The sequence below is a fragment of the Microbacterium sp. AK009 genome (assembly GCF_013410955.1).
In the GTDB taxonomy this organism is placed as follows: Bacteria; Actinomycetota; Actinomycetes; order Actinomycetales; family Microbacteriaceae; genus Microbacterium.
This window is the reverse complement of the sequence record NZ_JACCCG010000004.1, coordinates 388,399-412,359: the sequence shown is the minus strand read 5'-3', so window position 1 is coordinate 412,359 and position 23,961 is coordinate 388,399. Positions and strand designations below refer to the sequence as shown.

24 protein-coding genes and 1 tRNA gene are annotated in these 23,961 nt (G+C 70.2%); 16 read left to right on the top strand and 9 right to left on the bottom strand.

All coding sequences use genetic code 11. The features are described from left to right. Positions 1-120 precede the first annotated feature (120 nt). From HDC37_RS11095 to HDC37_RS11045, 11 genes are all read left to right on the top strand, one after another. Positions 121-786: an O-methyltransferase gene (locus HDC37_RS11095; RefSeq protein ID WP_374939177.1), complete on the top strand. Its 666-nt coding sequence runs from the start codon at positions 121-123 to the stop codon at positions 784-786. An 88-nt stretch (positions 787-874) separates the two neighbouring features. Next, positions 875-2,155 (top strand): phosphopyruvate hydratase, encoded by a 1,281-nt coding sequence (eno, locus tag HDC37_RS11090; RefSeq protein WP_179560439.1) that lies wholly within the window; start codon positions 875-877, stop codon positions 2,153-2,155. A gap of 112 nt (positions 2,156-2,267) precedes the next feature. Then, on the top strand, positions 2,268-2,696 hold the full coding sequence (locus HDC37_RS11085; RefSeq protein WP_179560438.1) for a septum formation initiator family protein: 429 nt from the start codon (positions 2,268-2,270) through the stop codon (positions 2,694-2,696). 9 nt (positions 2,697-2,705) lie between these two features. Next, on the top strand, positions 2,706-3,221 hold the full coding sequence (locus tag HDC37_RS11080; protein ID WP_179560437.1) for a DUF501 domain-containing protein: 516 nt from the start codon (positions 2,706-2,708) through the stop codon (positions 3,219-3,221). Then, positions 3,218-4,501, top strand: a complete 1,284-nt coding sequence (locus HDC37_RS11075; protein ID WP_179560542.1) for a S8 family serine peptidase — start codon at positions 3,218-3,220, stop codon at positions 4,499-4,501. Before HDC37_RS11080 ends, HDC37_RS11075 begins: the two co-directional genes overlap by 4 nt. 21 nt (positions 4,502-4,522) lie before the next feature. After that, positions 4,523-5,947 (top strand): FAD-dependent oxidoreductase, encoded by a 1,425-nt coding sequence (locus HDC37_RS11070; RefSeq protein WP_179560436.1) that lies wholly within the window; start codon positions 4,523-4,525, stop codon positions 5,945-5,947. A 29-nt stretch (positions 5,948-5,976) separates the two neighbouring features. After that, positions 5,977-6,049 (top strand) — tRNA-Leu (locus HDC37_RS11065). 23 nt (positions 6,050-6,072) lie between these two features. Continuing rightward, positions 6,073-7,314, top strand: coding sequence for an alanine racemase (locus HDC37_RS11060; protein ID WP_374939172.1), 1,242 nt, complete (start codon positions 6,073-6,075; stop codon positions 7,312-7,314). After that, a complete protein-coding gene (locus tag HDC37_RS11055; RefSeq protein WP_179560435.1) occupies positions 7,311-8,618 on the top strand; it encodes a D-arabinono-1,4-lactone oxidase in 1,308 nt (435 codons plus the stop codon). The genes HDC37_RS11060 and HDC37_RS11055 overlap by 4 nt, the downstream gene beginning before the upstream one ends. 84 nt (positions 8,619-8,702) lie before the next feature. Next, positions 8,703-9,272, top strand: a complete 570-nt coding sequence (locus HDC37_RS11050; RefSeq protein WP_124293613.1) for a LemA family protein — start codon at positions 8,703-8,705, stop codon at positions 9,270-9,272. Then, a complete protein-coding gene (locus HDC37_RS11045) occupies positions 9,269-10,357 on the top strand; it encodes a DNA glycosylase AlkZ-like family protein (protein WP_179560434.1) in 1,089 nt (362 codons plus the stop codon). Before HDC37_RS11050 ends, HDC37_RS11045 begins: the two co-directional genes overlap by 4 nt. Here HDC37_RS11045 and HDC37_RS11040 read toward each other — a convergent pair. Together HDC37_RS11040 and HDC37_RS11035 are read right to left on the bottom strand one after the other, a co-directional pair. Continuing rightward, positions 10,354-11,259 (bottom strand): hypothetical protein, encoded by a 906-nt coding sequence (locus tag HDC37_RS11040; protein WP_179560433.1) that lies wholly within the window; start codon positions 11,257-11,259, stop codon positions 10,354-10,356. The two genes, HDC37_RS11045 and HDC37_RS11040, sit on opposite strands and share 4 nt — an antisense overlap. Before the next feature lie 14 nt (positions 11,260-11,273). Then, positions 11,274-12,527, bottom strand: coding sequence for a DNA glycosylase AlkZ-like family protein (locus HDC37_RS11035; RefSeq protein WP_308472181.1), 1,254 nt, complete (start codon positions 12,525-12,527; stop codon positions 11,274-11,276). Positions 12,528-12,588: 61 nt separating this feature from the next. Between HDC37_RS11035 and HDC37_RS11030 the strand changes: the two genes are divergently transcribed. Next, positions 12,589-13,776, top strand: a complete 1,188-nt coding sequence (locus HDC37_RS11030; protein WP_179560431.1) for an AI-2E family transporter — start codon at positions 12,589-12,591, stop codon at positions 13,774-13,776. Continuing rightward, positions 13,773-15,020 carry a threonine ammonia-lyase gene (ilvA, locus tag HDC37_RS11025; RefSeq protein WP_179560430.1) on the top strand — a complete coding sequence of 416 codons (1,248 nt, stop codon included), beginning with the start codon at positions 13,773-13,775 and terminating at the stop codon, positions 15,018-15,020. The genes HDC37_RS11030 and ilvA overlap by 4 nt, the downstream gene beginning before the upstream one ends. 15 nt (positions 15,021-15,035) lie before the next feature. On the opposite strand, the gene greA is transcribed toward ilvA, so the two are convergent. Both greA and HDC37_RS11015 read right to left on the bottom strand, forming a co-directional pair. After that, positions 15,036-15,527 (bottom strand): transcription elongation factor GreA, encoded by a 492-nt coding sequence (gene greA, locus HDC37_RS11020; protein WP_179560429.1) that lies wholly within the window; start codon positions 15,525-15,527, stop codon positions 15,036-15,038. 81 nt (positions 15,528-15,608) lie between these two features. Then, a complete protein-coding gene (locus HDC37_RS11015; protein WP_179560428.1) occupies positions 15,609-16,001 on the bottom strand; it encodes a DUF4307 domain-containing protein in 393 nt (130 codons plus the stop codon). Between the two features lie 66 nt (positions 16,002-16,067). Between HDC37_RS11015 and HDC37_RS11010 the strand changes: the two genes are divergently transcribed. Further along, positions 16,068-16,307, top strand: a complete 240-nt coding sequence (locus HDC37_RS11010) for a hypothetical protein (protein ID WP_179560427.1) — start codon at positions 16,068-16,070, stop codon at positions 16,305-16,307. A gap of 5 nt (positions 16,308-16,312) precedes the next feature. Here HDC37_RS11010 and HDC37_RS11005 read toward each other — a convergent pair whose 3' ends face one another. Then, positions 16,313-17,002, bottom strand: a complete 690-nt coding sequence (locus tag HDC37_RS11005) for a hemolysin III family protein (protein WP_179560540.1) — start codon at positions 17,000-17,002, stop codon at positions 16,313-16,315. 136 nt (positions 17,003-17,138) lie between these two features. On the opposite strand from HDC37_RS11005, the gene HDC37_RS11000 reads away from it, so the two are divergent. Together HDC37_RS11000 and HDC37_RS10995 are read left to right on the top strand one after the other, a co-directional pair. Further along, positions 17,139-17,918 (top strand): isoprenyl transferase, encoded by a 780-nt coding sequence (locus tag HDC37_RS11000; RefSeq protein ID WP_179560426.1) that lies wholly within the window; start codon positions 17,139-17,141, stop codon positions 17,916-17,918. 213 nt (positions 17,919-18,131) lie between these two features. After that, positions 18,132-19,487, top strand: a complete 1,356-nt coding sequence (locus HDC37_RS10995) for a PhoH family protein (RefSeq protein ID WP_374939170.1) — start codon at positions 18,132-18,134, stop codon at positions 19,485-19,487. A 178-nt stretch (positions 19,488-19,665) separates the two neighbouring features. Here the strand turns inward: HDC37_RS10995 and HDC37_RS10990 are convergent, their stop codons facing one another. The 4 genes from HDC37_RS10990 to HDC37_RS10975 form a co-directional block, all read right to left on the bottom strand. Further along, entirely contained in the window at positions 19,666-20,322 is a 657-nt protein-coding gene (locus tag HDC37_RS10990) for a response regulator transcription factor (protein ID WP_179560425.1), read from the bottom strand. Continuing rightward, positions 20,319-21,791 carry a cell wall metabolism sensor histidine kinase WalK gene (locus HDC37_RS10985; RefSeq protein WP_179560424.1) on the bottom strand — a complete coding sequence of 491 codons (1,473 nt, stop codon included), beginning with the start codon at positions 21,789-21,791 and terminating at the stop codon, positions 20,319-20,321. The genes HDC37_RS10990 and HDC37_RS10985 overlap by 4 nt, the downstream gene beginning before the upstream one ends. Before the next feature lie 66 nt (positions 21,792-21,857). Beyond that, the gene (locus tag HDC37_RS10980; RefSeq protein ID WP_179560423.1) at positions 21,858-23,252 is read right to left on the bottom strand and encodes an aspartate ammonia-lyase; all 1,395 of its coding nucleotides are present in this window, start codon (positions 23,250-23,252) and stop codon (positions 21,858-21,860) included. 70 nt (positions 23,253-23,322) lie between these two features. Then, entirely contained in the window at positions 23,323-23,940 is a 618-nt protein-coding gene (locus HDC37_RS10975; RefSeq protein ID WP_179560538.1) for a carbonic anhydrase, read from the bottom strand. Positions 23,941-23,961: the final 21 nt, after the last annotated feature.

The following is a 23,961-nucleotide window of genomic DNA, read 5'->3' as shown; positions in this document are numbered from 1 at the left end:
GTTCCACCCGAGCGCCCTCGGCTACCGACGCACCGCCGAGGCTCTCGTGCCCGCGCTGGTGGCGGAGTGGCGAGCTCGCCCTTGACGCGCGGGCGTCGGCGCTTGTTGGCTGGGGGAGTGATCCTGCCCACCTCCGACGCGTGGACCCGCGTCGACCGCTACCTCAGCGACGCCCTCGTCGGCGAAGACACCGCCCTCCGCGAGGCGGTGGCCGACCAGCGGGCGGCCGGACTCCCCGCGATCGAGGTGGCGCCGCTGACCGGGAAGTTCCTCCATCTGATGGTCCGGCTGACCGGCGCCCGACGCGTCCTGGAGATCGGGACGCTCGGGGGCTACTCGGCGATCTGGATGGCGCGGGCGCTGCCGGAGGACGGCGAGGTCGTGACCGTGGAGGCCGAGCCCCGGAACGCGGCCGTGGCACGCGCCAATCTCGCCCGTGCCGGGGTCTCGGGGCGGGTGCGCATCGCCGAGGGTCGCGGTGCCGACGTGCTGCCGACGCTCGTCGACGAGGCGCCCTTCGACCTGGTCTTCATCGACGCCGACAAGGAGTCCAACACCGTCTATCTCGACTGGGCGGCCCGGCTCGGACGACCCGGCACGGTCGTGATCATCGACAACGTGGTGCGCTCGGGCGAAGTGGCCGATCCCGCCAGCGAGAGCCCGCAGGTGCACGGTGTGCGCCGGGGCCTGGAGATGCTGGCGCGCGACCCGCGCTTCGACGCCACCGCCCTGCAGACCCTCGACGCCAAGGGATGGGACGGCTTGGCGCTGGCCATGGTGGTGTGAACCGGGGTCACTAGACTCGGGGGCGGACCGACGATGCTCCACCGTTCCATCGGGCGCAGGACGCCCTCCACGAGCAAGGAGACACCCCGTGGCATCAATCGAGGCTGTAGGCGCGCGCGAGATCCTGGATTCGCGCGGCAACCCGACCGTCGAGGTGGAGGTGCTGCTCGATGACGGCATCGTGCAGCGCGCGGCCGTCCCCTCGGGCGCGTCCACCGGAGCCTTCGAGGCGTACGAGCTGCGCGACGGCGACAAGAGTCGCTACGGCGGGAAGGGCGTGCTGAAGGCCGTCGCCGCGGTCATCGACGAGCTCGGACCGGCGATCGAGGGCGTCGACGCCAGCGAGCAGCGCATCATCGATGAGATCCTCATCGAGACCGACGGCACCGAGAACAAATCCCGCACGGGCGCCAACGCCATCCTCGGCGTCAGCCTCGCGGTGGCCAAGGCCGCGGCCGACAGCGCCGACCTGCCGCTGTTCCGCTACCTGGGCGGACCGAACGCCCACCTCCTGCCGGTGCCGCTGTTCAACGTCATCAACGGTGGCGAGCACGCCGACAACGGCATCGACTTCCAGGAGTTCTTCCTCGCGCCCATCGGCGCAGACACGTACGCCGAGTCGCTGCGCTGGGGCACGGAGGTCTACCACGTACTCAAGGGCGAGCTCAAGAGCGCCGGGTTCGCCACCGGCCTCGGCGACGAGGGCGGCTTCGCCCCTGATCTGCCGAGCAACCGCGAGGGCCTGGACTTCCTCATCCGCGCCATCGAGAAGGCCGGGTTCACCCCCGGTGCCGACATCGCCGTGGGCCTGGACGTGGCGGCGACCGAGTTCTTCTCCGACGGCGTCTACACCGTCGAGGGCAAGGCGTGGAGCGTCGACGAGCTCATCTCGTACTTCACCGACCTCGTGGCCAACTACCCGATCGTCACCATCGAGGACGCCCTGGCCGAGGATGACTGGGACGGCTGGAAGAGCCTGACCGACGCGATCGGATCGAAGGTGCAGCTGGTCGGCGACGACCTGTTCGTCACCAACCCCACCCGCCTGGCCGACGGCATCTCCCGCGGCGTGGCGAACGCGCTCCTGGTGAAGGTCAACCAGATCGGCACCCTGTCCGAGACGCTCGACGCCATCGCGCTTGCCACCCGGTCGGGCTACGCCTCGATGCTCTCGCACCGCTCCGGAGAAACCGAGGACACCACCATCGCCGATCTGGCGGTGGCGGTGAACGCCGGCCAGATCAAGACCGGCGCGCCCGCTCGCAGCGAGCGCGTCGCGAAATACAATCAGCTTCTGCGCATCGAGGAGGAGCTGGGCGACGCCGCGGAATTCGCCGGCCGCTCCGCCTTCCCCCGCTACCGGGGCTGACGCGCGACAGAACGTCGAGGAAGGGGGAGCCGTGACAGCACGATCGGCTCCCCCTTCTTCGTCGCCGTCGACCAGGCGCCGGCGGCCGGGGCCTCGCCGCGCGAACGGCCGCGTGGACGTGCGCGGGTGGCTCGGCGGCATCCGACTCTCCGGATTCATGGTGATCATGCTGGGGCTGGTGGTGCTGGCCGCCTTCGTCCTCGTGCCGACGGTGGGGACCTATCTCGATCAGCGTCAGCAGATCGCCGCACTGCAGCAGTCCGTCGACCTCACGCAAGAGCAGATCGAGGAGCTCGAGTCCGAGCGCGAGCGCTGGAGCGAGCCGGCCTACATCACGACCGAGGCCCGTGAGCGTCTGTACTACGTGCGTCCCGGTGAGGTGGTGTACCTGGTCGACAACGACCTGCCGCCCGAGGACGTCCCGCGGGAGCAGGGCGCAGTGAGCGAGGAGGTCGAGCGCACCCGCACCGACTGGATGTCGCAGCTTCTGCGCTCGGTCACCGAGGCGGGCCTCGCCACCACCGTCACCGACCCCGGGTAGCCTGTCGGGGTGACGAGGCCGCCGTACCCGCCCGTGAGCGACACCGATCTCGCCGTGCTGCAGCGACAGCTGGGACGCCCGGCGCGCGGCGTGCTGGGCATCGCCGCACGCTGCGTCTGCGGCAACCCCACGGTCGTCGCCACCGCGCCGAGACTCCCCGACGGGACGCCGTTCCCGACGTTCTACTACCTGACGCATCCTGGCGCGACCGCCGCGATGTCGGCGCTGGAGGCCGGGCAGGTGATGCCCGAGCTGCTGGCCGAGCTCGAGGCCGATCCCGAGGGGCTTCCGGCCTACCGGCGCGCTCACGAGGAGTACCTCGCGGATCGCGCGCAGTTCGGCGAGGTCGCCGAGATCGCCGGAATCTCGGCCGGGGGGATGCCGACGCGGGTGAAGTGCCTCCACGCGCTGGCGGCACACGCGCTGGCGGCCGGTCCGGGGGTGAATCCGGTGGGTGACGCGGCCCTGGCTCGGGCGACCTGGTCGCCGGAGGTGTGCGCGTGTCCGCGGGAGGGAAGCGGATGACCCGGCGCGGCCGCGCAGGAGTGATCGGCGTGCTCGTCGCGGGGCTGGTCGGGGGAGGGGTGACCTCCGCCGCAGCGGCCCCGCCGGCGCCCGACGCCGCCGCCGATCCCGTGCGCGCCGCGGAGTACTGGCTCGATGATTACGGCATCCGTGACGCCTGGCGCACGACCCGCGGCGAGGGCTCGCGCATCGCCATCATCGACACCGGCATCGGCCGCGGACCGATCGAGTTCGCCGGGGCGGTGGTCGGCGGCACCGATGTGTCCGACATCGGCGCGCCCGACGGCCGGCTGCCGGTCGGCGCGGTCGACGGCAACCACGGCAGCTGGGTCGCTTCGCTCGCCGCCGCGCGCGGGACAGGCCCCGACACGGGCATGATCGGCGTCGCTCCGGCGGCCGAACTGCTGTCGGTGTCGATCGGGGTGGGGAACGCCTCGCCGGTGCCGTTCGCCGAGCAGATCGCCGAAGCCGTCCGCTGGTCGGTGGACAACGGCGCCGACATCATCAATCTCTCCCTCACCACGAACACTCCCGACTGGGACCGCAGCTGGGACGACGCGTTCCTCTACGCCTTCGACAACGACGTCGTCGTGGTCGTGGCCGCCGGGAACCGCGGAACCGGGACGACCCGCGTGGGAGCCCCGGCGACGATTCCGGGGGTCCTCGCCGTCGGCGGGGTCGACCCCGGGGGGCGAGCCAGCGTGGAGGCCTCCACCCAGGGGATCACCATCGGCGTCGCCGCCCCCAGTGAGAACCTCCTCGGCATCTCCGCGGACGGCCGGGTGGTGTCGTGGAACGGCACCAGCGGAGCAGCACCCATCGTGGCGGGCGTGGCGGCGCTGGTGCGCTCGGCGTATCCCGAGCTCGACGCGGCCAACGTGATCAACCGCATCATCTCCACCGCGCGACCGGTTCCGGGGGTGTCCGTCCCCGATCCTCTCTACGGGTACGGCCTCGTCGACGCCGCTGCGGCGCTCAGCGCGACGGTGCCCGAGGTGGCGCAGAATCCGCTCGGCGACCTGCGCGAATGGGTGAGGCTCTATCGTCGGGCCGAGAGTGCTCCGGAGCCCCAGCCGACGCCCAGCTCCATGGAGGTGCCGCCGCTGCCCCCGGCAGACGCTGCGGGGCCTCCCGCCTCGCCGTTCCTCCCGACGGCGCAGACCCTGCTCTACGGCACCCTGCCGCTCGGAGCCCTGACCGTCGGGGCTATACTGGTGGCGCTCGGCGTCACCGCTGCTGTCCGACGCGTCCGATTGGCGTCCCGCGCGCCGAGCCGTTGATCTAGGGGAGTACTCCACATCGTGACCCACACCGCGCACAGGATCCTCATTGTCGGTGGCGGATACGCAGGCTTCTACACGGCGTGGAAGCTGGAGAAGCGTCTGCGCCGCAGCGAGGCCGAGGTGACGATCGTCGACCCGCTCGCCTACATGACCTACCAGCCGTTCCTTCCCGAAGTGGCGGCCGGTTCGATCGAGGCCCGGCACTCGGTGGTCTCCCTGCGACGGCACCTGAAACGGACCCGGATCGTCGCAGCGAAGGTCACCGGCATCGACCACGCACACAAGACGGCCACCATCACGCCGATCGCGGGTGAGCCGTACCAGCAGGAGTACGACCAGATCGTCGTCACCGCCGGTGCGGTCTCACGCACCTTCCCGATCCCGGGCATCGCCGACAACGCGATCGGGCTGAAGACGATCGAGGAGGCCGTCGCGATCCGCGACCGGCTGCTGACCAACTTCGACAAGGCCGCAGCGCTCCCGCCCGGTCCCGAGCGCGAACGGCTGCTGACCGTCGTCGTGGTCGGCGGCGGCTTCGCCGGCATCGAGGTGTTCGCCGAACTGCGGTCGTTCGCCTCATCCCTGGTGGCGAAGTACCCCGAGCTCACGTTCGACGAGACGCACTTCCACCTCATCGAGGCGATGGGGCGCATCATGCCCGAGGTCTCGTTGAAGACCAGCGAGTGGGTGCTGAAGGACCTGGCGAAGCGCGGTGCCTTCGTCCACCTCGACACCCAGGTCACGAGCGCTGTCGACGGCGATGTCGAACTGTCCACGGGAGAGGTCATCCCCGCCGATCTCATCGTCTGGACAGCCGGCGTCATGGCCAACCCGACGGTCGTGCGCGGCGGCGATCTCCCGGTCGAGGAGCGTGGCCGCATCCGCACCCGCGCCGACCTCCGCGTGGGGACCGATGACGAGGTCGTCGAGGGGGCCTGGGCAGCGGGCGACGTCGCGGCCGTTCCGGACCTGTCCGGCGGTGGAGTCGGCGGCTACTGCGTGCCGAACGCCCAACACGCCGTCCGCCAGGGCAAGCTCCTGGCGAAGAACATCACGGCGGTGCTGCGCGGTGAGAACCCGGTCGACTACCTCCACAAGAACCTCGGTGCCGTCGCCGGTCTCGGTCTGTACAACGGGGCCTTCCAGTCGGGGAACATCGCGATCAAGGGTTTCCTCGCCTGGCTGGCGCACCGTGGCTACCACGGCCTGGCCATGCCGACGTGGGAGCGAAAGCTGCGCGTGATCGCCGGATGGCTGGGCAATGTCGTCCTCGGTCGCGACATGGCGAACCTCGAAGCCGTGCAGACGCCGCGTGCCGCGTTCGAGGAGTTCGCGGCGCGTCCGCGACCTGCTCAGGCCGCCGTGACGCCCCCGCAGACGCCTCGCGACGCCGGTGCGGATGCGGATGCTCCCGAGAAGTCGAAGGTCGCCGCGGGACGCTGACGCTAAGGTGGCGGGTGTCGCACGGCGGCGCCCCCGTAGCCCAATGGCAGAGGCAGGCGACTTAAAATCGCTTCAGTGTGGGTTCGAGTCCCACCGGGGGTACGCATCTGCGCGAGGATGAGCCCGTGACGATCGATCTCCTGGCGCAGGATGCCCCATCGACGACGTTTCGCGAGCGCTGGCGTACGCCGGCGCGGTACTGGGCCGAGTTATCGGCGGCCACCGCTCACCTGCCGGCACCGGTCGCGGCGATCGATCGGCGGGCGCTGGCGTTCAATGCGCTCGACATGGTGGTGCGGGCAGGTGGCGTTCCCATCCGGGTGGCGAGCAAGTCCATCCGCGTGCGGGAGGTGCTCGATGCGGTCCTGCGGCTCCCCGGGTACCGCGGCATCCTGGCTTTCACGCTCGCCGAAGCCCTCTGGCTGAGCGCAGACCACGATGACATCGTGCTGGGCTATCCGACGGCTGACAGGCGGAGTCTCGCGCGCTTGGCCGCCGACGAGGATGCTGCGGGCCGGATCACCCTCATGGTCGACGACCCCGCGCAGCTCGACCTGATCGATGCGGTCGTTCCGCCGACCGCGCGCACCGAGCTGCGGGTCGCCCTGGACGTGGACGCGTCGTGGCGGGCCCCCGGGCTCGGTCATGTGGGAGTGCACCGCTCACCGGTGCACTCGGCCCGGGAAGCGCTCAGCCTGGCACGGCTCATCGCGCAGCGCCCGGGGTTCCGACTGGTCGGGTTGATGATGTACGAGGCCCAGATCGCCGGTCAACCGGATGCGACCGGCGCCGGCGACGGCGTGATCCGCTGGATGCAGCGCCAGTCTGCGGCCGAACTGCGCGAGCGCCGCGCCGAGGTCGTCGGTCGCGTCCGTGAGATCGCGCATCTGGAATTCGTCAACGGCGGAGGTACCGGGTCGCTGGAGACGACCGCGGCCGACCTCGCCGTGACGGAACTGACAGCCGGCAGCGGCCTGCTCGCCGGGCACCTCTTCGACGGCTACCGCTCGTTCGACCCGGCTCCCGCGGCGGCGTTCGCGCTGGACATCGTGCGGATTCCCGCGCCCGGCATTGCGACGGTCCTCGGCGGAGGGTGGGTCGCTTCGGGTCCTGCCGCTTCCTCGCGGCTGCCGCGTCCTGTCTGGCCGGCCGGCCTGCGTCTGATCGCCCGCGAGGGCGCAGGCGAGGTGCAGACTCCCCTTCGCGGCCCGGCCGCCGCGCATCTGGCGCTCGGTGACCGCGTGTGGTTCCGTCATGCCAAGAGCGGGGAACTGGCCGAGCGGGTGGAACGGTTCGTCCTCGTCTCGGACGGCGGGATGGTGGCCGAGATCCCGACGTACCGCGGCGAGGGGAAGGCCTTCCTGTGACCCGACCGGGCGCCGTCTGGCGCAACTGGGGGCGCACGGTCCAGGCGAAGCCGGTGCGCGCCGAGTTCCCGGCCACGGCGGACGCCGTCGCGCGCGCGGTCAGCGCTGCCGCCCGCCGGGGACTTCGGATCAAGCCCGTCGGTTCCGGGCACAGCTTCTCGGACATCGCGGTCGCACCCGATGTGCTGCTGGACCTGTCCGCGCTGTCGGGCATCGTCGCGATCGACCGCGAGACACGGCGCGTGACCTTCGGTGCAGGCACGCCTCTGCACCAGGTTCCGCGCCTTCTCGCCCGTCACGGACTGGCCATGCAGAATCTCGGCGACATCGATCGTCAGACCATCGCCGGCGCGATCTCCACCGGCACCCACGGCACCGGCATCGCCTTCGGGGGGTTGGCCACCCAGGTCGTCGGCGTCACGATCATCACCGGCAGCGGCGAGACCCGGCGGATCGGAGCGGATGATCCCCTTCTCGCCGCAGCCTCGCTCGGTCTCGGCGCGCTCGGTGTTCTCGTCGATGTGACGCTGCAGTGCGTTCCCGCCTTCCACCTCGAAGCGGTCGAACGCCCCGAGCCGCTCGACGAGGTCGTCGCGGAGCTTCCGGATCGGGCGGGGGCGGCGGACCACTTCGAGTTCTACTGGTTTCCCCACACCGACGTGGCACTGACCAAGACCAACCGAAGGGTTCCGGAAACGACTCCTCGCCGTCCGCTGCCGCGGGTCGGGAAGTTCCTCGACGAGACGGTGCTCGCGAACGGCGTGTATCGCGGCATGTGCGCCGTCGGACGGGCGCTTCCCCCGGTCATCCCCGCCTTCTCGCGCCTCGCCACGCGCGTCACCGGCCACCGGGAGTATCTCGACCGCTCGCACCGCGTCTTCACCCAGCGGCGGGGGGTGCGCTTTCGCGAGATGGAGTACGCCCTGCCCGCCGAGAAGGTGGCATCGGCGTTCGCAGAGGTGCGCGCACTCATCGCTGCCGAGGGGTGGCGGATCTCCTTCCCCCTCGAAGTCCGCTTCGCCGCGGGCGACGATCGCTGGCTGTCGACCGCGTACGGCAGACCGACAGGCTACATCGCCGCGCACCGCTACTTCCGCGAGGATCCGACGGCGTACTTCGCCGCCGTCGAGCAGATCATGCTGGCCCACGACGGGCGGCCGCACTGGGGCAAGCTCCACTCGCTCGGTGCCGACCTGCTTCGCGACCGGTATCCCCGGTTCGACGACTTCCTCGCGGTGCGCCGGGAGTTCGACCCCGAGGGCCTTTTCCGCAATCCGTATCTGGATCGGGTGCTCGGGCTCTAGGCCTGTGAGGTCGCCGCACAGCCTGGGGAGCGCATCGGCGGACCGTTAGGATTGTCAGCACTGACCTGGAACGGAGACCCCGGTATGTGGGAATGGCTCATCCCCGTCCTGATCGTCGTCGCACTGGTCGTCATCGCGGGGATCTACCTGTGGGCGACGTACAACTCGCTGGTGCAGCTGAACGTGCGCGTCGATGAGGCATGGAGCGACATCACCGTTCAGCTGAAGCGCCGGGCTGATCTGCTTCCCAATCTCATCGAGGCGGTGAAGGGCTACGCCGCGCACGAGAAAGCGGTGTTCGAGAACGTGACCCGCGCGCGTGCCGAGACGCTGTCTGCGGGAGGTCCCGCGGAGGCGGGTGTCGCAGAAGGCCATATGCAGCAGGCGCTGCGGTCGCTCTTCGCGGTCGCCGAGGCGTACCCGCAGCTGCAGGCCAGCCAGAACTTCCTGCAGCTCCAGCAGTCGATCGTCGACACCGAAGACAAGATCCAGGCGTCCCGCCGCTTCTACAACGGCGGGGTCAGGGAGCTGAACACCAAGATCAAGGTGTTCCCCAACAACCTCTTCGCGCGCAATCTCGGATTCGACGAGCGCGAGTTCTTCGAAGTCGTCGACGGCGCCGCGATCTCGGAGCCCCCGCGCGTCCAGTTTTGACGTCGGTCCGCACCCTCTCGCGCGCCGAGGCGGCGCGAATCGCGGTGCGCGCCCAACTGCTGACGGCGGATCGTCCCGGCGACATCATCGAGACCGTCGAGTCGCTGACCGTTCTGCCGATCGATCCGACGACGGCGATCGCTCCGAGCGTCGACCTCATCCTGTGGAGTCGCATCGGCTGGCCCTACGAGCCCGCTGACTTCCGCCGCCTCTTCCGTGAGGACCGGCAGATCTTCGAGTGGAACGGGTTCTTCCGCCCCATGAGCGACCTGCCCCTGTTCCTCCCTCTGATGCGGCGGGGTCCGAGGTCGGCGTCGGCCCGTGACTGGGTGGTCGCCAACGACCGGTTCCGCCGAGACATCTTGATGCGGCTTCGGGATGAGGGGCCGCTGCGTCCCGCCGATATCGCCGACACGGCGGCGGTGCCCTGGCGTTCGACGGGGTGGACGAACGATCGGAACGTGCTGCAGATGTTGGAGATCCTCGTCGAGAGTGGCGAGGTGGCGGTGGACCATCGCGATGCGAAGGGCCGGTGGTTCGACCTGGCCGAGCGGGTCTACCCCGCCGTCTCGACGCTCTCCGACGGCGAGGCCGCACGCGGTCGGACAGCGCGACGACTGTCGGCACTGGGGATCGCGAGACGGAAGGAAGTGGCCCCGCCGGGGGAGCCGGTCGATGTCGGTGACGCCGGGGTGGAAGTGACCGTCGACGGCGTCGAGGGCCGCTGGCAGGTCGATCCCGTTCTCCTGGACGCCGAGATCCCGCACCTGCGCTCTGCGCTCCTCTCGCCGCACGACCGGCTCGTCTTCGACCGCGTCCGCTTGCGCGAGCTGTTCTCTTTCGACTACGTCCTGGAGATGTACAAACCCGCCGCGACGCGGCGCTGGGGGTACTTCGCGCTGCCGATCCTCCACGGCGATCGGCTGGTCGGGAAACTGGACGCCACTCTCGATCGCCGCGCGGGGACGCTGCGCATCAACGCCGTGCACGAGGACGAACCCTTCCCGGCGGCGGTCGCCGAGGCCGTGGACGCCGAGGTCGACGAGCTCGCGCGATGGCTCGGCGTCGAGGTCTCGCGGCGTTAGAGTACGTCGAGTCGGAGCTGTTCTCCGGTGACGGTGATCGTTCCTCGAACGGCCCACGCGTCGTCGCGGTAGGTCACCGCCGCGGGGGAGCCGTCACGACCGGTGCCGCTGGCCGTGGCGACGACGACGCCTCCGGTGGCGGCGAAACCGCCGTCGTCGGTCAGCCGCACCTCGGGGAGCCTCTCGATGCGGTAGACGATGCGCTCCAGGACCGCGAGGTCGGCGGGCCACGGCACGCGCAGGCCGCAGTAGTCCGCCACGGTGGCCGCCGGCTGGGTACACGCGTTCAGGTGATCGGTGACGGCATCCCGGATGGCCTCGACAGCGGCGTCGGTGAACCTCGGGTCGATCGCGACGGTCGCGGTCTCACCCGGGAGGACGGTCACCGAGGTCGCGCCGGCGAGGTAGTCGCGGGGAGCGGCGTTCAGATCGTAGATCCCGGGGAGAAGCCGGACCCCTCCGGCGGGGACCACGACATCTCCGATGGTGACGCTGTCTCCCAGGCCGGTGCGGACCTCCAGCCGGCCGAGCGCGTCCGGGCCGACCCGCCACCCGTCCGACGTCTGCGCGAGCGGGAGGCTGACCTCATGTGTCTCGCCTGCCAGGACGAAGGAGACGTCGGCCTCCGCCGCATCGCTCTCGGTGCGCACCGCATTCACCGACGGCTCCGAGAGTCTCTCGGGCGAGATGCCGACATCGAGGGCGTCGACTCCTGCGCTCATCGCCGCCAGCGCCGCATCCTCGTCGCCGTCGGCGACAGCGACCAACCATGCCCGCGCGACGTCCTCTGGACCCTCCTGTCGGGATGCCACCCACATCAGGACGCCCGTGAGCCCCACGATGACCACGGCCGCCGCCGCGGTGATGATCGCGGTCGTCCGGGCGCGACGCGGTCCTGGCATCTTCCTACGCTCCGTCATCCGGTTGCGGGTCCGGCGGCGTGCCGGGAGGCGTGGGGGAGGGCAGCGGCCAGGTGGTCGACGGCGTCGCCCCAGCGCGACACCGAGAGGCGCTCCAGCCCCTGCCAGCTCGCCGCCTGACGCACCTGCTCCGCCACGCGGTCCACGACGGAGGGCGTGGGCTCGCGCTCCCACCACGCGGACTGCACCTGCAGGGTCTGCGTCGAACGGTCGGCCTTCAGATCCACCCGAGCGACGATGGCATCGTCGACGAGCACCGGCAGGGAATAGTAGCCGAACCGTCGCCGGGCCGCCGGAGTGTAGATCTCGATGCGGTAGTCGAAATCGAACAACCGCTCCGCGCGGTCGCGGAACCAGACCATCGGGTCGAACGGGGTGAGAAGCGCTGCCGCCTCCACCCGTCGCGGGACCCTTGCGTCGCGGTGCAGCCATGCCGGTGTCGGGCGGCCCGCCGTCGTCCATCCGGAGACGGCGACGGGGATGAGCTCCCCCTGCTCGACGAGATCGGACACCGCGGCGAGGATCGCGCGACGGTCTCTGATCCGCCAGTAGTCGGCGAGGTCGGCAGCGGTCGCCACTCCGTACGCCCGCGCTGCGCGACGCACCAGCTCTCGGATGGCTTCGGGCCTCGGGACCTCCCGACCGGCCAACTCGGCGCCCAGGACGTCGACGGCGAGGCCGTAGCGTCGTTCGAAGCCGCGTCGCCCGGCGATCGCGACCTCGCCGAAGAGCCAGAGGAACTCCAGTGCCTCCTTCACGACGTCCCACTCCCACCAGCCGCCGCGCGGGGAGCGGCGCACGTCCCGCTCGATCTCCGCGGGTCGCAGCGGACCGCGTGCGGCGAGCTCGGCGCGGACCCAGTCCACGACGTCTCGATGCCGCGAGACCCACCCGTCGGGGTCTGACTCGTACTTGCGCCGAAGCTCGGCCATCCGGAACGCGAAGAGCGGGCGGTCGGCGGCGGCGACGAAGGCGGCGACGTGCGCCCAGTACTCGACGTAGCGCGGCCGGCGGGCGAAGAGCAGGCGATCGAGATCGCCCGTGTCGTATGGACCGAGCCGGGAGAACAGGGGGAGATAGTGCGAACGCGCGAAGACGTTGACGGAGTCGATCTGCAGCACCGACATCCTGCGCAGCGCGTCGTTCAGCTGTCGGACGCCGACGCGGGCGGGCCGCGCGCGATCAAGACCCTGCGCGGCCACCGCGACACGCCGTGCTTCCGCGGCGCTGAGCTGGTCTCGAGGCGTCACGACCGCAACACTAGACCCGGCCCCCGACATGCGATGCGCGCGGCGGTTCTAGACTTGCCGAATGGCCGGATCGGACGAGCGCGAGTCGCTGTGGAGCGCCCTGCGCGACCGGACGCGCGTGGTGTCGACCGAGCTGACGGGGTCCCTGCCGCGCGGCCTCCGACTGGCCGCGGCGTATTCCTGGCGCTTCCTCGTCATCGCCGCGGCCGCGGGCGTCGTCATCTGGCTCGTCATCCAGCTGAAGCTGCTGGTGGTGCCGCTGCTCATCGCGATCCTCGTCACCGCCCTGCTGTGGCCCTTCTTCAGCTGGATGCTGCGCCACCGCGTGCCGAGATGGCTCGCGATCGTGATCGCGGTGGTCACGACGCTCGCCGTCGTGTCGGGACTCCTGTGGGTCGTGGTCTGGCAGATCACGCGGCAGTTCGGGCAGGTCCAGGACCGGACGGTCGAAGCCATCGCCGCCTTCCGGCAGTACCTCATCGACGGTCCGCTCCACCTGTCCGCCCAGCAGATCGACGACCTGTTGAACCAGGCGGGCACCCTCATCCAGGAACAGGCCTCGCTGCTGTGGTCGGGAGCACTTGCGATCGGGACGACTCTCGGCCATGTCGTGGTCGGCGCGATCCTGGCCCTGTTCATCCTGCTCACCCTTCTCGCCGACGGGGGAGGGATCTGGCGCTGGAGCATCCGCCTCCTTCCCAAAGCTGCACGCGTTCCGGTGGACGGAGCCGCCCGGGCGGGGTGGGTGACGCTGGTGAACTACGCCCGCACGCAGCTGCTGGTGGCGACCATCGATGCCGTCGGCGTCGGCCTGGGCGCTCTGCTGCTGGGGGTGCCCCTGGCCGTGCCGATCGCGGTCCTGGTCTTCCTCGGAGCCTTCGTGCCCATCGTCGGCGCGGTCGTGACCGGAGCGGTGGCGGTGTTCGTGGCCCTCGTCTACAACGGTCCGCTCATCGCCCTGTGGATGCTGATCGTCGTCCTCGGCGTGCAGCAGCTCGAGGGACACGTGCTGCAGCCCCTGCTCATGGGGGCAGCCGTGAAGGTCCATCCCCTCGGCGTCGTCCTCGTCGTCGCCGGCGGGGCGATGATCGCCGGCATCCCGGGCGCGCTCTTCGCCGTTCCCCTGGCCGCTTTCGTCAATGTGGTCGTGCTCTACCTCGGCTCCCGCGGGTGGGAGACGGGTGGGGGGCCGCCGCCGGAAGACCTGATCTGGAGTACCGTCCCCCGTCGAAGGAGAACCCCCGCGTGAGCATCCCGACGATCGCCGCCGGCATCCCGACGCTCGCTGAATTCGAGGACGCGGCGGCGGCGTTGCGCGGTGTGGCCGCGCACACCCCGCTCGAGGAGTCTCAGCACCTCACCGACCTCCTGGGCGTCCCGACGTACCTGAAGCTGGAGAACCTGCAGCGCACGGGGTCGTTCAAGATCCGCGGCGCGACCTACCGCCTCTCCCGGCTGACCGCGCAGGAGCGGGCCCGGGGCGTCGTGGCGGCGTCGGCGGGCAACCATGCGCAAGGTGTGGCGCTGGCCGCGCAGAAGCTCGGGATCCCCGCCACCATCTTCATGCCGCTGGGCGTTCCCGTGCCCAAGCTCCTGGCCACCCGCGGGTACGGTGCCGACGTCATCCTCGAGGGGGAGACGGTGGAGACGCCGCTGCGCCTGGCCGCGGAATTCGCGGAGCGGACCGGCGCGGTCCTCATCCACCCGTTCGACCATCGCGACATCATCCTCGGTCAGGGGACTCTGGGACTGGAACTGCACCACGATCTCCCCGACGTCGAGACCGTGGTGGTGTGCGTCGGCGGCGGGGGACTCGTCGCCGGCGTCGCCGCCGCCATGAAGGCTCGTGCAGCGGCGGAGGGTCGTCGCATCCGCATCATCGGGGTTCAGGCCGAGAACGCGGCCGGCTACCCGCCGTCGTTGGCCGCGGGGCATCCGGTCAGCGCGCCCTCTCGACCGACGATCGCCGACGGCATCGCCGTGGCGCGCCCCGGCGATGTCCCATTCGCGATGATCCGTGATCTCGTGGACGAGATCGTCACCGTGACCGACGACGACATCGCCCGTGCCATCCTCGTCCTTCTCGAGCGGGCGAAGCAGGTCGTCGAGCCGGGGGGTGCGGCCGGTGTCGCCGCGATCCTGGCGGGCAAGATCCGATCCGGCGGGCCGACGATCGCGATCCTCTCCGGCGGCAACATCGACCCGCTGCTGCTGCAGCGGGTGGTCGCCCACGGCCTGGCCGCGTCGGGCCGGTACATGACCCTGCGCATTCCGCTTCCCGACCGCCCGGGCCAGCTCGCCCGGGTGTCCGAGGTGCTCGCCCAGGCGGGGGCGAACGTCATCGAGGTGCTGCACACGCGGCACGGCCAGGGGCTGCAGATCAGCGAGGTGATCCTGCAGCTGAGCGTGGAGACGCGGGGAGAGGATCACCGCGCGCATGTGATGCAGATGCTCACCGACGCCGGCTTCGTCCCGACGATCGCCGTCGACTGAGCCGCGGCGAGGGGCTCACTGCCCCGAGTACGTCTCGACCTTGACGATATCCACCGCGATCTCGCGACCGTTGGGTGCGGTGTATGTGGTCTTCTCGCCTTCCGCCAGGCCCAGGATGGCCGCGCCGAGCGGGGAGGCTTCGCTGTAGACGTCGAGCTCGGAACCCGCGGCGATCTCACGGTTGCCGAGGAGGAACACCTCCTCGCCGCCGGCGACGATCGCCGTCACGACGGTTCCCGATTCGACCACGCCCGTACTCTGGGGGGCCTCGCCGACCTTGGCGTCCTTGAGCAGCTGCTTCAGCGTCCGGATGCGGGCCTCCTGCTTGCCCTGCTCGTCCTTGGCCGCGTGGTAGCCGCCGTTCTCCTTGAGGTCGCCCTCCTCACGCGCGGCTTCGATGCGCTTGGCGATCTCTTCGCGGCCGGTGGTCGAGAGGTGCTCGAGCTCGGCGGCGAGACGGTCGTAGGCGTCCTGGGTCAGGAAGGTCACCGGGGCTTCGCCAGTCACGTTCGTCTCCTTCGGTCGTCGGCTGGTATGCAAAGACGCCCCGGCGCTGGCCAGGGCGTCCCTTCGAGTCGTCCCGACAGATTACGTCACCCAGCAGGAGTTGACCAAACCGGTCGTCGCCTCGGCGACGGTGGGAATGGTCTCCTGGAACGCCCGCGGGGTGCCGTCGGTCTCGCTGAGGGTGATGACTTTCCAGCCAACGACGCCGTGATCGGCGTCCTGCGCCTCCAGCGCACATGCGACCCCGCGCCCGGCGGGCGCCGTGACCTGGAAGTCGATGCGGACGGAGGTGTCGTCCACGAGCTGGAATCCGGTGGTGCGGACGTCGACGTCGTCCAGAGCGCCTGCCACCGTCATCCATCCGGCGCCGATGACCACCGCGGCAGCTACGCCGATGCCCGCGGCGATCAGCCAGCGCGGCGCGCGGGAACGGGTGCGGCCGTAGCGTTCGTCGAGGATCTGGTGAGTCGTCATGTCCTTCTTCGGGGCGTCTAGGCTGGTGATCCCAGGCTAAGCGCTCCCACGCCCCGAGAGGACATCATGCAGCACGCTCTCGTGACGCTCGTCGCGGCCGCCACCCCCTCGCCGGTTCCGACGGTCGATCCCGACCTCGTCACTCCCGGCCCGGTGGGTTTCGCGGTGATCGCGTTCATCGCGCTCGCGGTCGTGTTCCTGGTCTGGGACATGATGCGTCGCATCCGCCGAGCGCGGATCCGCGGTGAGATCAACGAGCAGCTCGATGCCGAGGAGCAGATGCGCGACGACGACGGCCGGGCCTGAGCGCCTCAGGCGTGGTAGGCCGGCGCCAGCGCGATGAGCAGGCACGCCGTCCAGTGGCAGAGGAAGGCCAGCACCGTGCAGACGTGGAAGATCTCGTGGAACCCGAAGTGCCCGGGCCAGGGGTTGGGGCGTTTGAGGGCGTAGACGACGGCACCGGCGGTGTAGAGCAGACCGCCCACGACGACGAGCACCATCATGGCGGCGTTGGCGGCGAGGAGATCGACGAAGTACATCACCGCCGCCCAGCCGAGCACCAGGTAGAGGGCGACGTACAGCCAGCGCGGAGCGTGGATCCAGAACACCCGGAACAGGATCCCCAGGATCGCTCCGCCCCAGACGAGGGAGAGCAGGAGGACCGCCTTCCCGGTCGGCAGCGCCAGGACCGCGATGGGGGTGTAGGTGCCGGCGATGAGCAGCAGGATGTTCGCGTGATCGATGCGTTTGAGTACGACCTTCGTGCGCGGTGACCAGTCGAAGCGGTGGTAGAGCGCGGAGTTGCCGAAGAGCAGCAGTGAGGTGGCCATGAAGACGGCGGAGGACCACTTGGCCGCCGCGCCGTCGGCGAGGACGATGAGAAGGATGCCGGCGGCGATCGCCACCGGGAAGGTTCCCGCGTGGATCCAACCGCGCCAGGTCGGCTTCACCTGGGTGTGGGCGTCGACCGCTGCGGCGTCCAGCAGGGGCAGCTGCGGCATGTCCGGTCCGTCGGGCGAGAGGTCGGTGTCCGGGCTGGGGGTCATCCTCCCAAGGGTACGGCGCTGCGCATGCCGTCGGACGCACGAGAGCGCAGGGCGGGCACGAACGGCGCGATCTCGGGAGTAGCGTAGATGTGTGAGTGCGACGGACGAGGGGCGGGGGCCGCTCTACCGGCTGTACATCTCCCGGCTGCGTCGCAGCCTCACACCCGATGTCGTGCCTCATCACATCGCGATGATGATCGACGGGAACCGGAGGTGGGCGCGGCAGCTCGGGTACGACTCCGCGGCCCACGGCCACCGTGCCGGAGCGGCGAAGATGCGGGAGTTCCTGCGCTGGTGCGACGATATCGGCGTCAAAGTCGTCTCGCTCTACCTGCTCTCCACCGACAACCTCCGCCGGCGCGACTCCCGCGAGCTGACCGATCTGCTGGAGATCATCGCCGAACTCGCCCACGAGCTCTCCCACGAGCGCGACTGGCGGGTGCAGCACGTCGGTCGCGCTGATCTGCTCCCTGCCGAGCTCGCCGACGTCCTGGGGCTGGCCGAGGAGCGCACCCGCGGCCACGGGGGTCTGCACGTGAACCTCGCCGTCGGCTACGGCGGGCGCAGCGAGATCGTCGACGCCGTGCGCTCCATCATCGCCACGCACGATCGCGAGGGCGGATCTCTGGAGGAGCTGGCGGCGAGCCTGACCCCCGAGCAGATCGGCGAACACCTCTACACCGGCGGGCAGCCCGATCCCGACCTGGTGATCCGCACCTCGGGTGAGCAGCGCCTGAGCGACTTCCTGCTGTGGCAGAGCGCGCACAGCGAGTTCTACTTCGTCGAGGCCCTGGGTCCCGACCTCCGCGAAGTCGATCTCCTCCGAGCCGTGCGCGACTTCGCCCGCCGCGATCGGCGCTTCGGTCGGTGAGCGGAGCGGTCGCCTCCTCACCGCCGGCGCGTTCGCAGAACTTCATCTGCCCGTAACCCACCGACAGCGTGTCTGCGACCCGCAGGCCCCGGAACCGTCGTACCTTCATCTCACCGGGCAAGGTGCCCGGTCGGGTCGGCCTTTCGGATCGCGACTCGTGACCCACGGTCGACTCGAGACTGCCGGGTGACACGCCCGGGGCAGGAGTGGGTTGTGACCACACGAGCACCGCACGACCAGCGCCGCGAGCAGTACATCGACGAGGACACGCTGTCGCAGGATCTGCGCACGTACGTCCTGGACACGTCGGTGCTGCTGAGTGATCCGCGCGCGTTCTTCCGGTTCGCCGAGCACAGCATCGTCATCCCGGTGGTGGTGATCACGGAGCTGGAGAAGAAGCGTCACGATCCCGAGATCGGTTACTTCGCCCGGCAGGCGCTGCGCCATCTCGACGAGCTGCGCATCGAGCACGGGCGTCTGGACTTCCCCGTTCCGGTGGGAGCGGGAGGAACGCTCCGGGTGGAGCTGAACAACACCGATCCGACGGTCCTGCCCTCGGGAATGCGCCTGGGCGACAACGACACCCGCATCCTCGCCGTCGCCATGCATCTGGCCCAGGACGGTCAGGATGTCACCGTCGTGTCCAAAGACCTCCCGATGCGCGTGAAGGCCGCCTCGCTCGGCATCGTGGCGGAGGAGTATCTCGCCGAGCAGGCCGTGGACTCCGGCTGGACCGGCATCGCCGCCATCGACCTGTCCGGCGACGAAGTCAGCGACCTCTACGAGAGCGAGGTCGCCACCGCCGACGCCGTGCACGGGCTGCCCGTCAACACCGGGCTCATCATCCACTCCGAGCGCGGCTCCGCCCTCGGCCGGGTGACCGGCGACGGGGCCTTCCGGCTCGTGCGGGGCGACCGCGACGCCTTCGGCCTGCATGGGCGATCGGCCGAGCAGCGGATCGCGATCGACCTGCTTCTCGACCCCGACGTGGGCATCGTGTCGCTCGGAGGGCGAGCGGGAACGGGGAAGTCCGCGCTCGCCCTGTGCGCGGGACTCGAGGCGGTCCTGGAGCGTCAGCAGCAGAAGCGGATCATCGTCTTCCGGCCCTTGTTCGCCGTCGGGGGCCAGGAGCTGGGCTACCTCCCCGGCGACCAGGCGGAGAAGATGAACCCCTGGGGTCAGGCGGTGTTCGACACCCTCGGTTCCGTCGTGTCGTCGAATGTGATCGAGGAGGTGATCCAGCGCGGCATCCTCGAGGTGCTCCCGCTCACCCACATCCGCGGTCGCTCCCTCCACGATGCCTTCGTGATCGTCGACGAGGCGCAGTCGCTGGAGCGCAACGTGCTGCTGACGGTGCTCAGTCGCATCGGCCAGCATTCGCGCGTGGTCCTCACCCACGACGTCGGTCAGCGGGACAACCTCCGGGTGGGGCGCCACGACGGCATCGCCTCGGTGATCGAGACGCTGAAGGGCCATGACCTGTTCGGTCACGTCACCCTCACCCGTTCGGAGCGGTCCGCCATCGCCGCGCTGGTGACGGATCTCCTGGAGGCGGGCGAGCTGGCGTGAGCGGTCGCCGTCTCCCAACGTGAGAAGAGTCTCATCTGCCGCAGTGCCGGTGAGCGCGGCCGGTCTGCCACCATGGGGGACACGGCCGCGAATCCCCCAAATCGCACGCGGCCGGTGACCGGGCCCCCAACCCGGATCTAGCCCCCGGTGTTCCCCCAACGCCGGGGGCTCTCACGTGTCACTCCCAGCGGTAGCCCGCACCCCGGACGGTGACGATGTGATGGGCGCCGAGCTTGGCACGAAGGTAACGGACGTAGACGTCGACGACGTTCGACCCCGGGTCGAAGTCCAGCGACCACACGCGGCTGAGCAGCTGCTCGCGACTGAGGACCCGGCCGGGGCTGCGCAGGAACTGCTCGGCCAGCGCGAACTCGCGCGCCGAGAGTTCGACCTCGTCGCCGGCCACCGTGGCGCGACGGCCGAGCAGATCGAGCATCACATCGCCGTGACGCAGCGTCATCCCCGCAGGCATGGGGTTCTCGCGCAGGCGCGAACGCACCCTCGCCAGCAGCTCCTCGAAAGTGAAGGGCTTTCGGACGTAGTCGTTCGCCCCGGCGTCGAGTCCCTCGACGGTGTCGCGGGTGCTCGTGCGGGCCGTCAGCATGATCACGGGGACGGACGATCCTCGCGCGCGCAGCTCGCGCAGCACCTCGAAACCGTCCATCGTCGGAAGCCCGACATCCAGCAGGACGAGATCCACACCGTCGCGGAGCGCGACGGTGAGCGCCTCGCCGCCATCGGCGACGAGGAGGGTCGTGAAGCCGGCATTCTCCAGGCCCCGGCTGACGAAGGCGGCGATGCGCGGTTCGTCTTCGGCGATGAGGATCGTCGTCATGTGCTGGACTCCCGCTGCAGCACGTCGCCCGCGCGCACCGGAGCGGGAAGCTCCGCCGTCGCCGGGGGGACGTGAATGGTGAAGGTGGCCCCGCCGCCGGGGGTATCGGTGACCGCGCAGTAGCCGTCGTGGCCTTTCGCGATCGCGTCGACGATGGCGAGCCCCAGACCCGAACCCCCGGCCAGTCTGGCACCGTCGGCGCGATCGAAGCGGCGGAAGATCCGGTGCCGGAAGGCCGGAGGGATGCCGCTGCCGTGATCTCGCACGTACAGCCGCGTGCCCGCGGCATCCCAGGTGCTCCCCAGCTCGATCGGCGAACCGGCGGGGGTGTACTTCGCGGCGTTGTCGGCGAGTTGGAGCCACGCCTGGAGCAGCCGGTCGGCGTCGCCCGGGATCGTGCCCTCGGCGACCTCGTCGATCCGCCACCGGTGCCCCGGGATCACCGCCACGAGTTCGCCGATCCGGGCGGTGAGGAGGGCCAGGTCGACCTCGCCCATCGCGAAGGAGTCGCCCTCGACCGCAGCCAGGAGGTCGATGTCCTCGACAAGTCGGGTCATCCTGTCGAGCTCGGCGATGCTGATCTCCCGCGCCGAGGTGACGTCCGAGACATCCCTCGGGTTCATCATCTCCAGGTGTCCGCGAACGATCGTGATCGGCGTCTTCAGCTCGTGTCGGACGTCGTCCAGGAGCTGGCGCTGCACGTCGACAGAACCCTCGAGGCGGTCGAGCATGGAGTTGACGGTGCGGTTGAGGTCGGAGATGTCGTCGGTGCCCTCGGCCGGAAGGCGAGGGGACAGGTCGGTGAGGGTGATGGCGTCGGCGGTCTCGCGGAGCCGGCGAATGGGGGAGAGCAGCCGGCCGGTGACGAACCACCCGACCACCCCGATCGCCGCGAGCACGGCGACCGCGGTGATGCCGTAAGTGACGAGCGCCGAGGCCACCGGACGAAGCGCCGCCCCGAGCTCGACCGACCGCACCACGACGCCCCTCGAAGGGTCGGCCGGCAGCGACACCGGAACGGCGATGTAGCGCAGGGTCCCCGCGGGTGTGACCGCCGTCGTCGGGGCGACGGCGACACCGCGCTCCACGCCGCTGAGGACGCGCGCGATGAAGGCGTCGTCTGCGGAGATGTCGATGCCCGAGTCCACGCCCGGACCGATGAGGGTCGTACCGTCGAGGATCGCGAGAGCGGCCTCGTTGCGGGAGGGCACCGTGCGGTCCATCGCCGCGCGCAGGAACTCCTCCACCGTGGCGAAGTCGTCGATCTGGGCGACGTCGTCTTCGGACTCCGCGACGGAGAGCAGACTCCCGGCCTGCCCTTCCAGCCGGTCATCGATCTCGCTCAGCACCATCTCCCGCTGAACGAGGAAGGTCACGCTGCCTACCAGGGTCAACCCGACGCACGCGACGGCGAGGACGGCCGCGAGGATGCGCGTTCTCGCCGACAGCGGGCGGGGGATACGGACCACGCTGTTGATTATCGCCCCCCGGGGACCGCGGGGGCGGATCCGGAGTTCAGGCGCGGTGCGCCAGGCTCACCCCGGTCGCGTCATGGACAGCAGGTCCAGCCGCTCGTCCAGCTGCGCCTCGGTGAGCTCACCGCGCTCGACGTAGCCGAGGTCGATGACCGCGTCGCGCACGGTGATCCCCTGAGCGACGGCGTGCTTGGCGATCTTCGCCGCCGCCTCGTATCCGATGAGCTTGTTCAGCGGGGTGACGATCGACGGCGACATGCCGGCGTAGGCCGCGGCCCGCTCGACGTTGGCCTCCAGCCCGCGAACGGTCTTGTCGGCGAGAAGCCGCACGGCGTTGGCGAGCAGCCGGATGGACTCCAGCACGGCGGTGCCCATGACGGGGATCGCGACGTTCAGCTCGAACGTTCCGGAGGCACCCGCCCAGGCGACGGTGGCGTCGTTGCCGATGACCCGTGCGCACACCATGAGGTTCGCCTCGGGGACGACCGGGTTGACCTTGCCCGGCATGATCGACGATCCGGGCTGCAGGTCGGGGATGTGCAGCTCCGCGAGGCCGGTGTTCGGCCCCGAGCCCATCCAGCGGATGTCGTTGTTGATCTTCGTCAGCGACACCGCAATGGTGCGCAGGGCTCCGGATGCCTCCACGAGGCCGTCGCGCGCACCCTGCGCTTCGAAGTGATCCTTCGCCTCGGTGATGGGCAGGTCGGTCTCGGCGACGATGAGTTCGAGGACGCGCTGGGGGAAGCCCACGGGGGTGTTGATCCCGGTACCGGTCGCCGTGCCGCCCAGGGGGACTTCGGCGACGCGGGGGAGGACGGACTGCACGCGTTCGATTCCCAGGCGCATCTGCCGGGCGTAGCCGCCGAACTCCTGCCCGAGGGTGACCGGCGTGGCATCCATCAAGTGGGTCCGGCCGGACTTCACCACCTCGGCCCATGTGACGGCCTTGTCTTCAAGGGCGACGGCCAGGTGGTCCAGCGCCGGGATCAGGTCATCGATGAGCTCCTGGGTCACTGCGATGTGGACCGAGGTGGGGAAGACGTCGTTCGAGGACTGCGAAGCGTTGACGTGGTCGTTGGGGTGAACCGTCCGGCCGAGATCGCGCGTGGCGAGGGTGGCGAGCACCTCGTTCATGTTCATGTTCGACGAGGTGCCGCTGCCGGTCTGATAGACGTCGATCGGGAACTGGTCGGCATGCTCTCCGGCGATGATGCGGTCGGCCGCGCGCGCGATGGCGTCGGCGATCTCGCCGTCCAGTGTGCCGAGCTCCTTGTTCGCCAGCGCCGCGGCCTTCTTGATGCGCGCCAGCGCGACGACCTGCGACGGATCGAGCGGATCGCCCGAGATCGGGAAGTTCTCCACGGCGCGCTGGGTCTGCGCGGCGTACAGCGCGTCCTTGGGCACCCGCACCTCGCCCATGGTGTCGTGTTCGATGCGGTATTCGATGTCGGTCACGTCGTTGTCCTCCGAGGTGTGACGGTTGCCGCAGGGCGCGGCGAAGGGTCGGTCTGGGTACGGCGTCCGGTCAGGCGGCCGAGGTGGTGAGGTCGTCCGAGACGGCGCCCACGATGACTTCGGGAACGGCCACGCCTTCGGACAAGCGGTAGTTGGCCCCGATGACAGCGAGGCGGCCCTCCGCGACGGCGGCGCTGATCAGCTCCGAGGTCTGCAAGATGTCGCCGACGGTGTCGCGCAGGTGCTCGCGCCCCACCGCCTCACCGTCGATGACGGTCGAGGAGGGGGCGGCCCGCACGACCCGCTGCACGGCCGGGACGATCGGAGCGATCAGCCGCCAGATGTGCGGCGGCAGCGCGGGCGCGTCGGGGCGGACGGAGTCGATGGCGGCCCTAACCGCCCCGCACTCGTCGTGGGCGAGGACGATGATCAGGGGCACGCCGAGCACGGCGACGGCGTACTCGAGGCTGCCGATGACCGAGTCCGAGACCACCTGCCCCGCGTTGCGGACGACGAAGAGATCGCCCAGTCCCTTGTCGAAGATGATCTCGGCGGCCAGACGCGAGTCCGCGCACCCGAACAGCGCGGCGCGGGGGCGCTGACCGGCGGCGACCTCGTGGCGGCGCTCGGCGTCCTGTCGAGGATGGCGCGGCTCGCCTCCGACGAATCGTGCGTTGCCGCGCTTCATCTCATCCCACGCCTGCTGCGG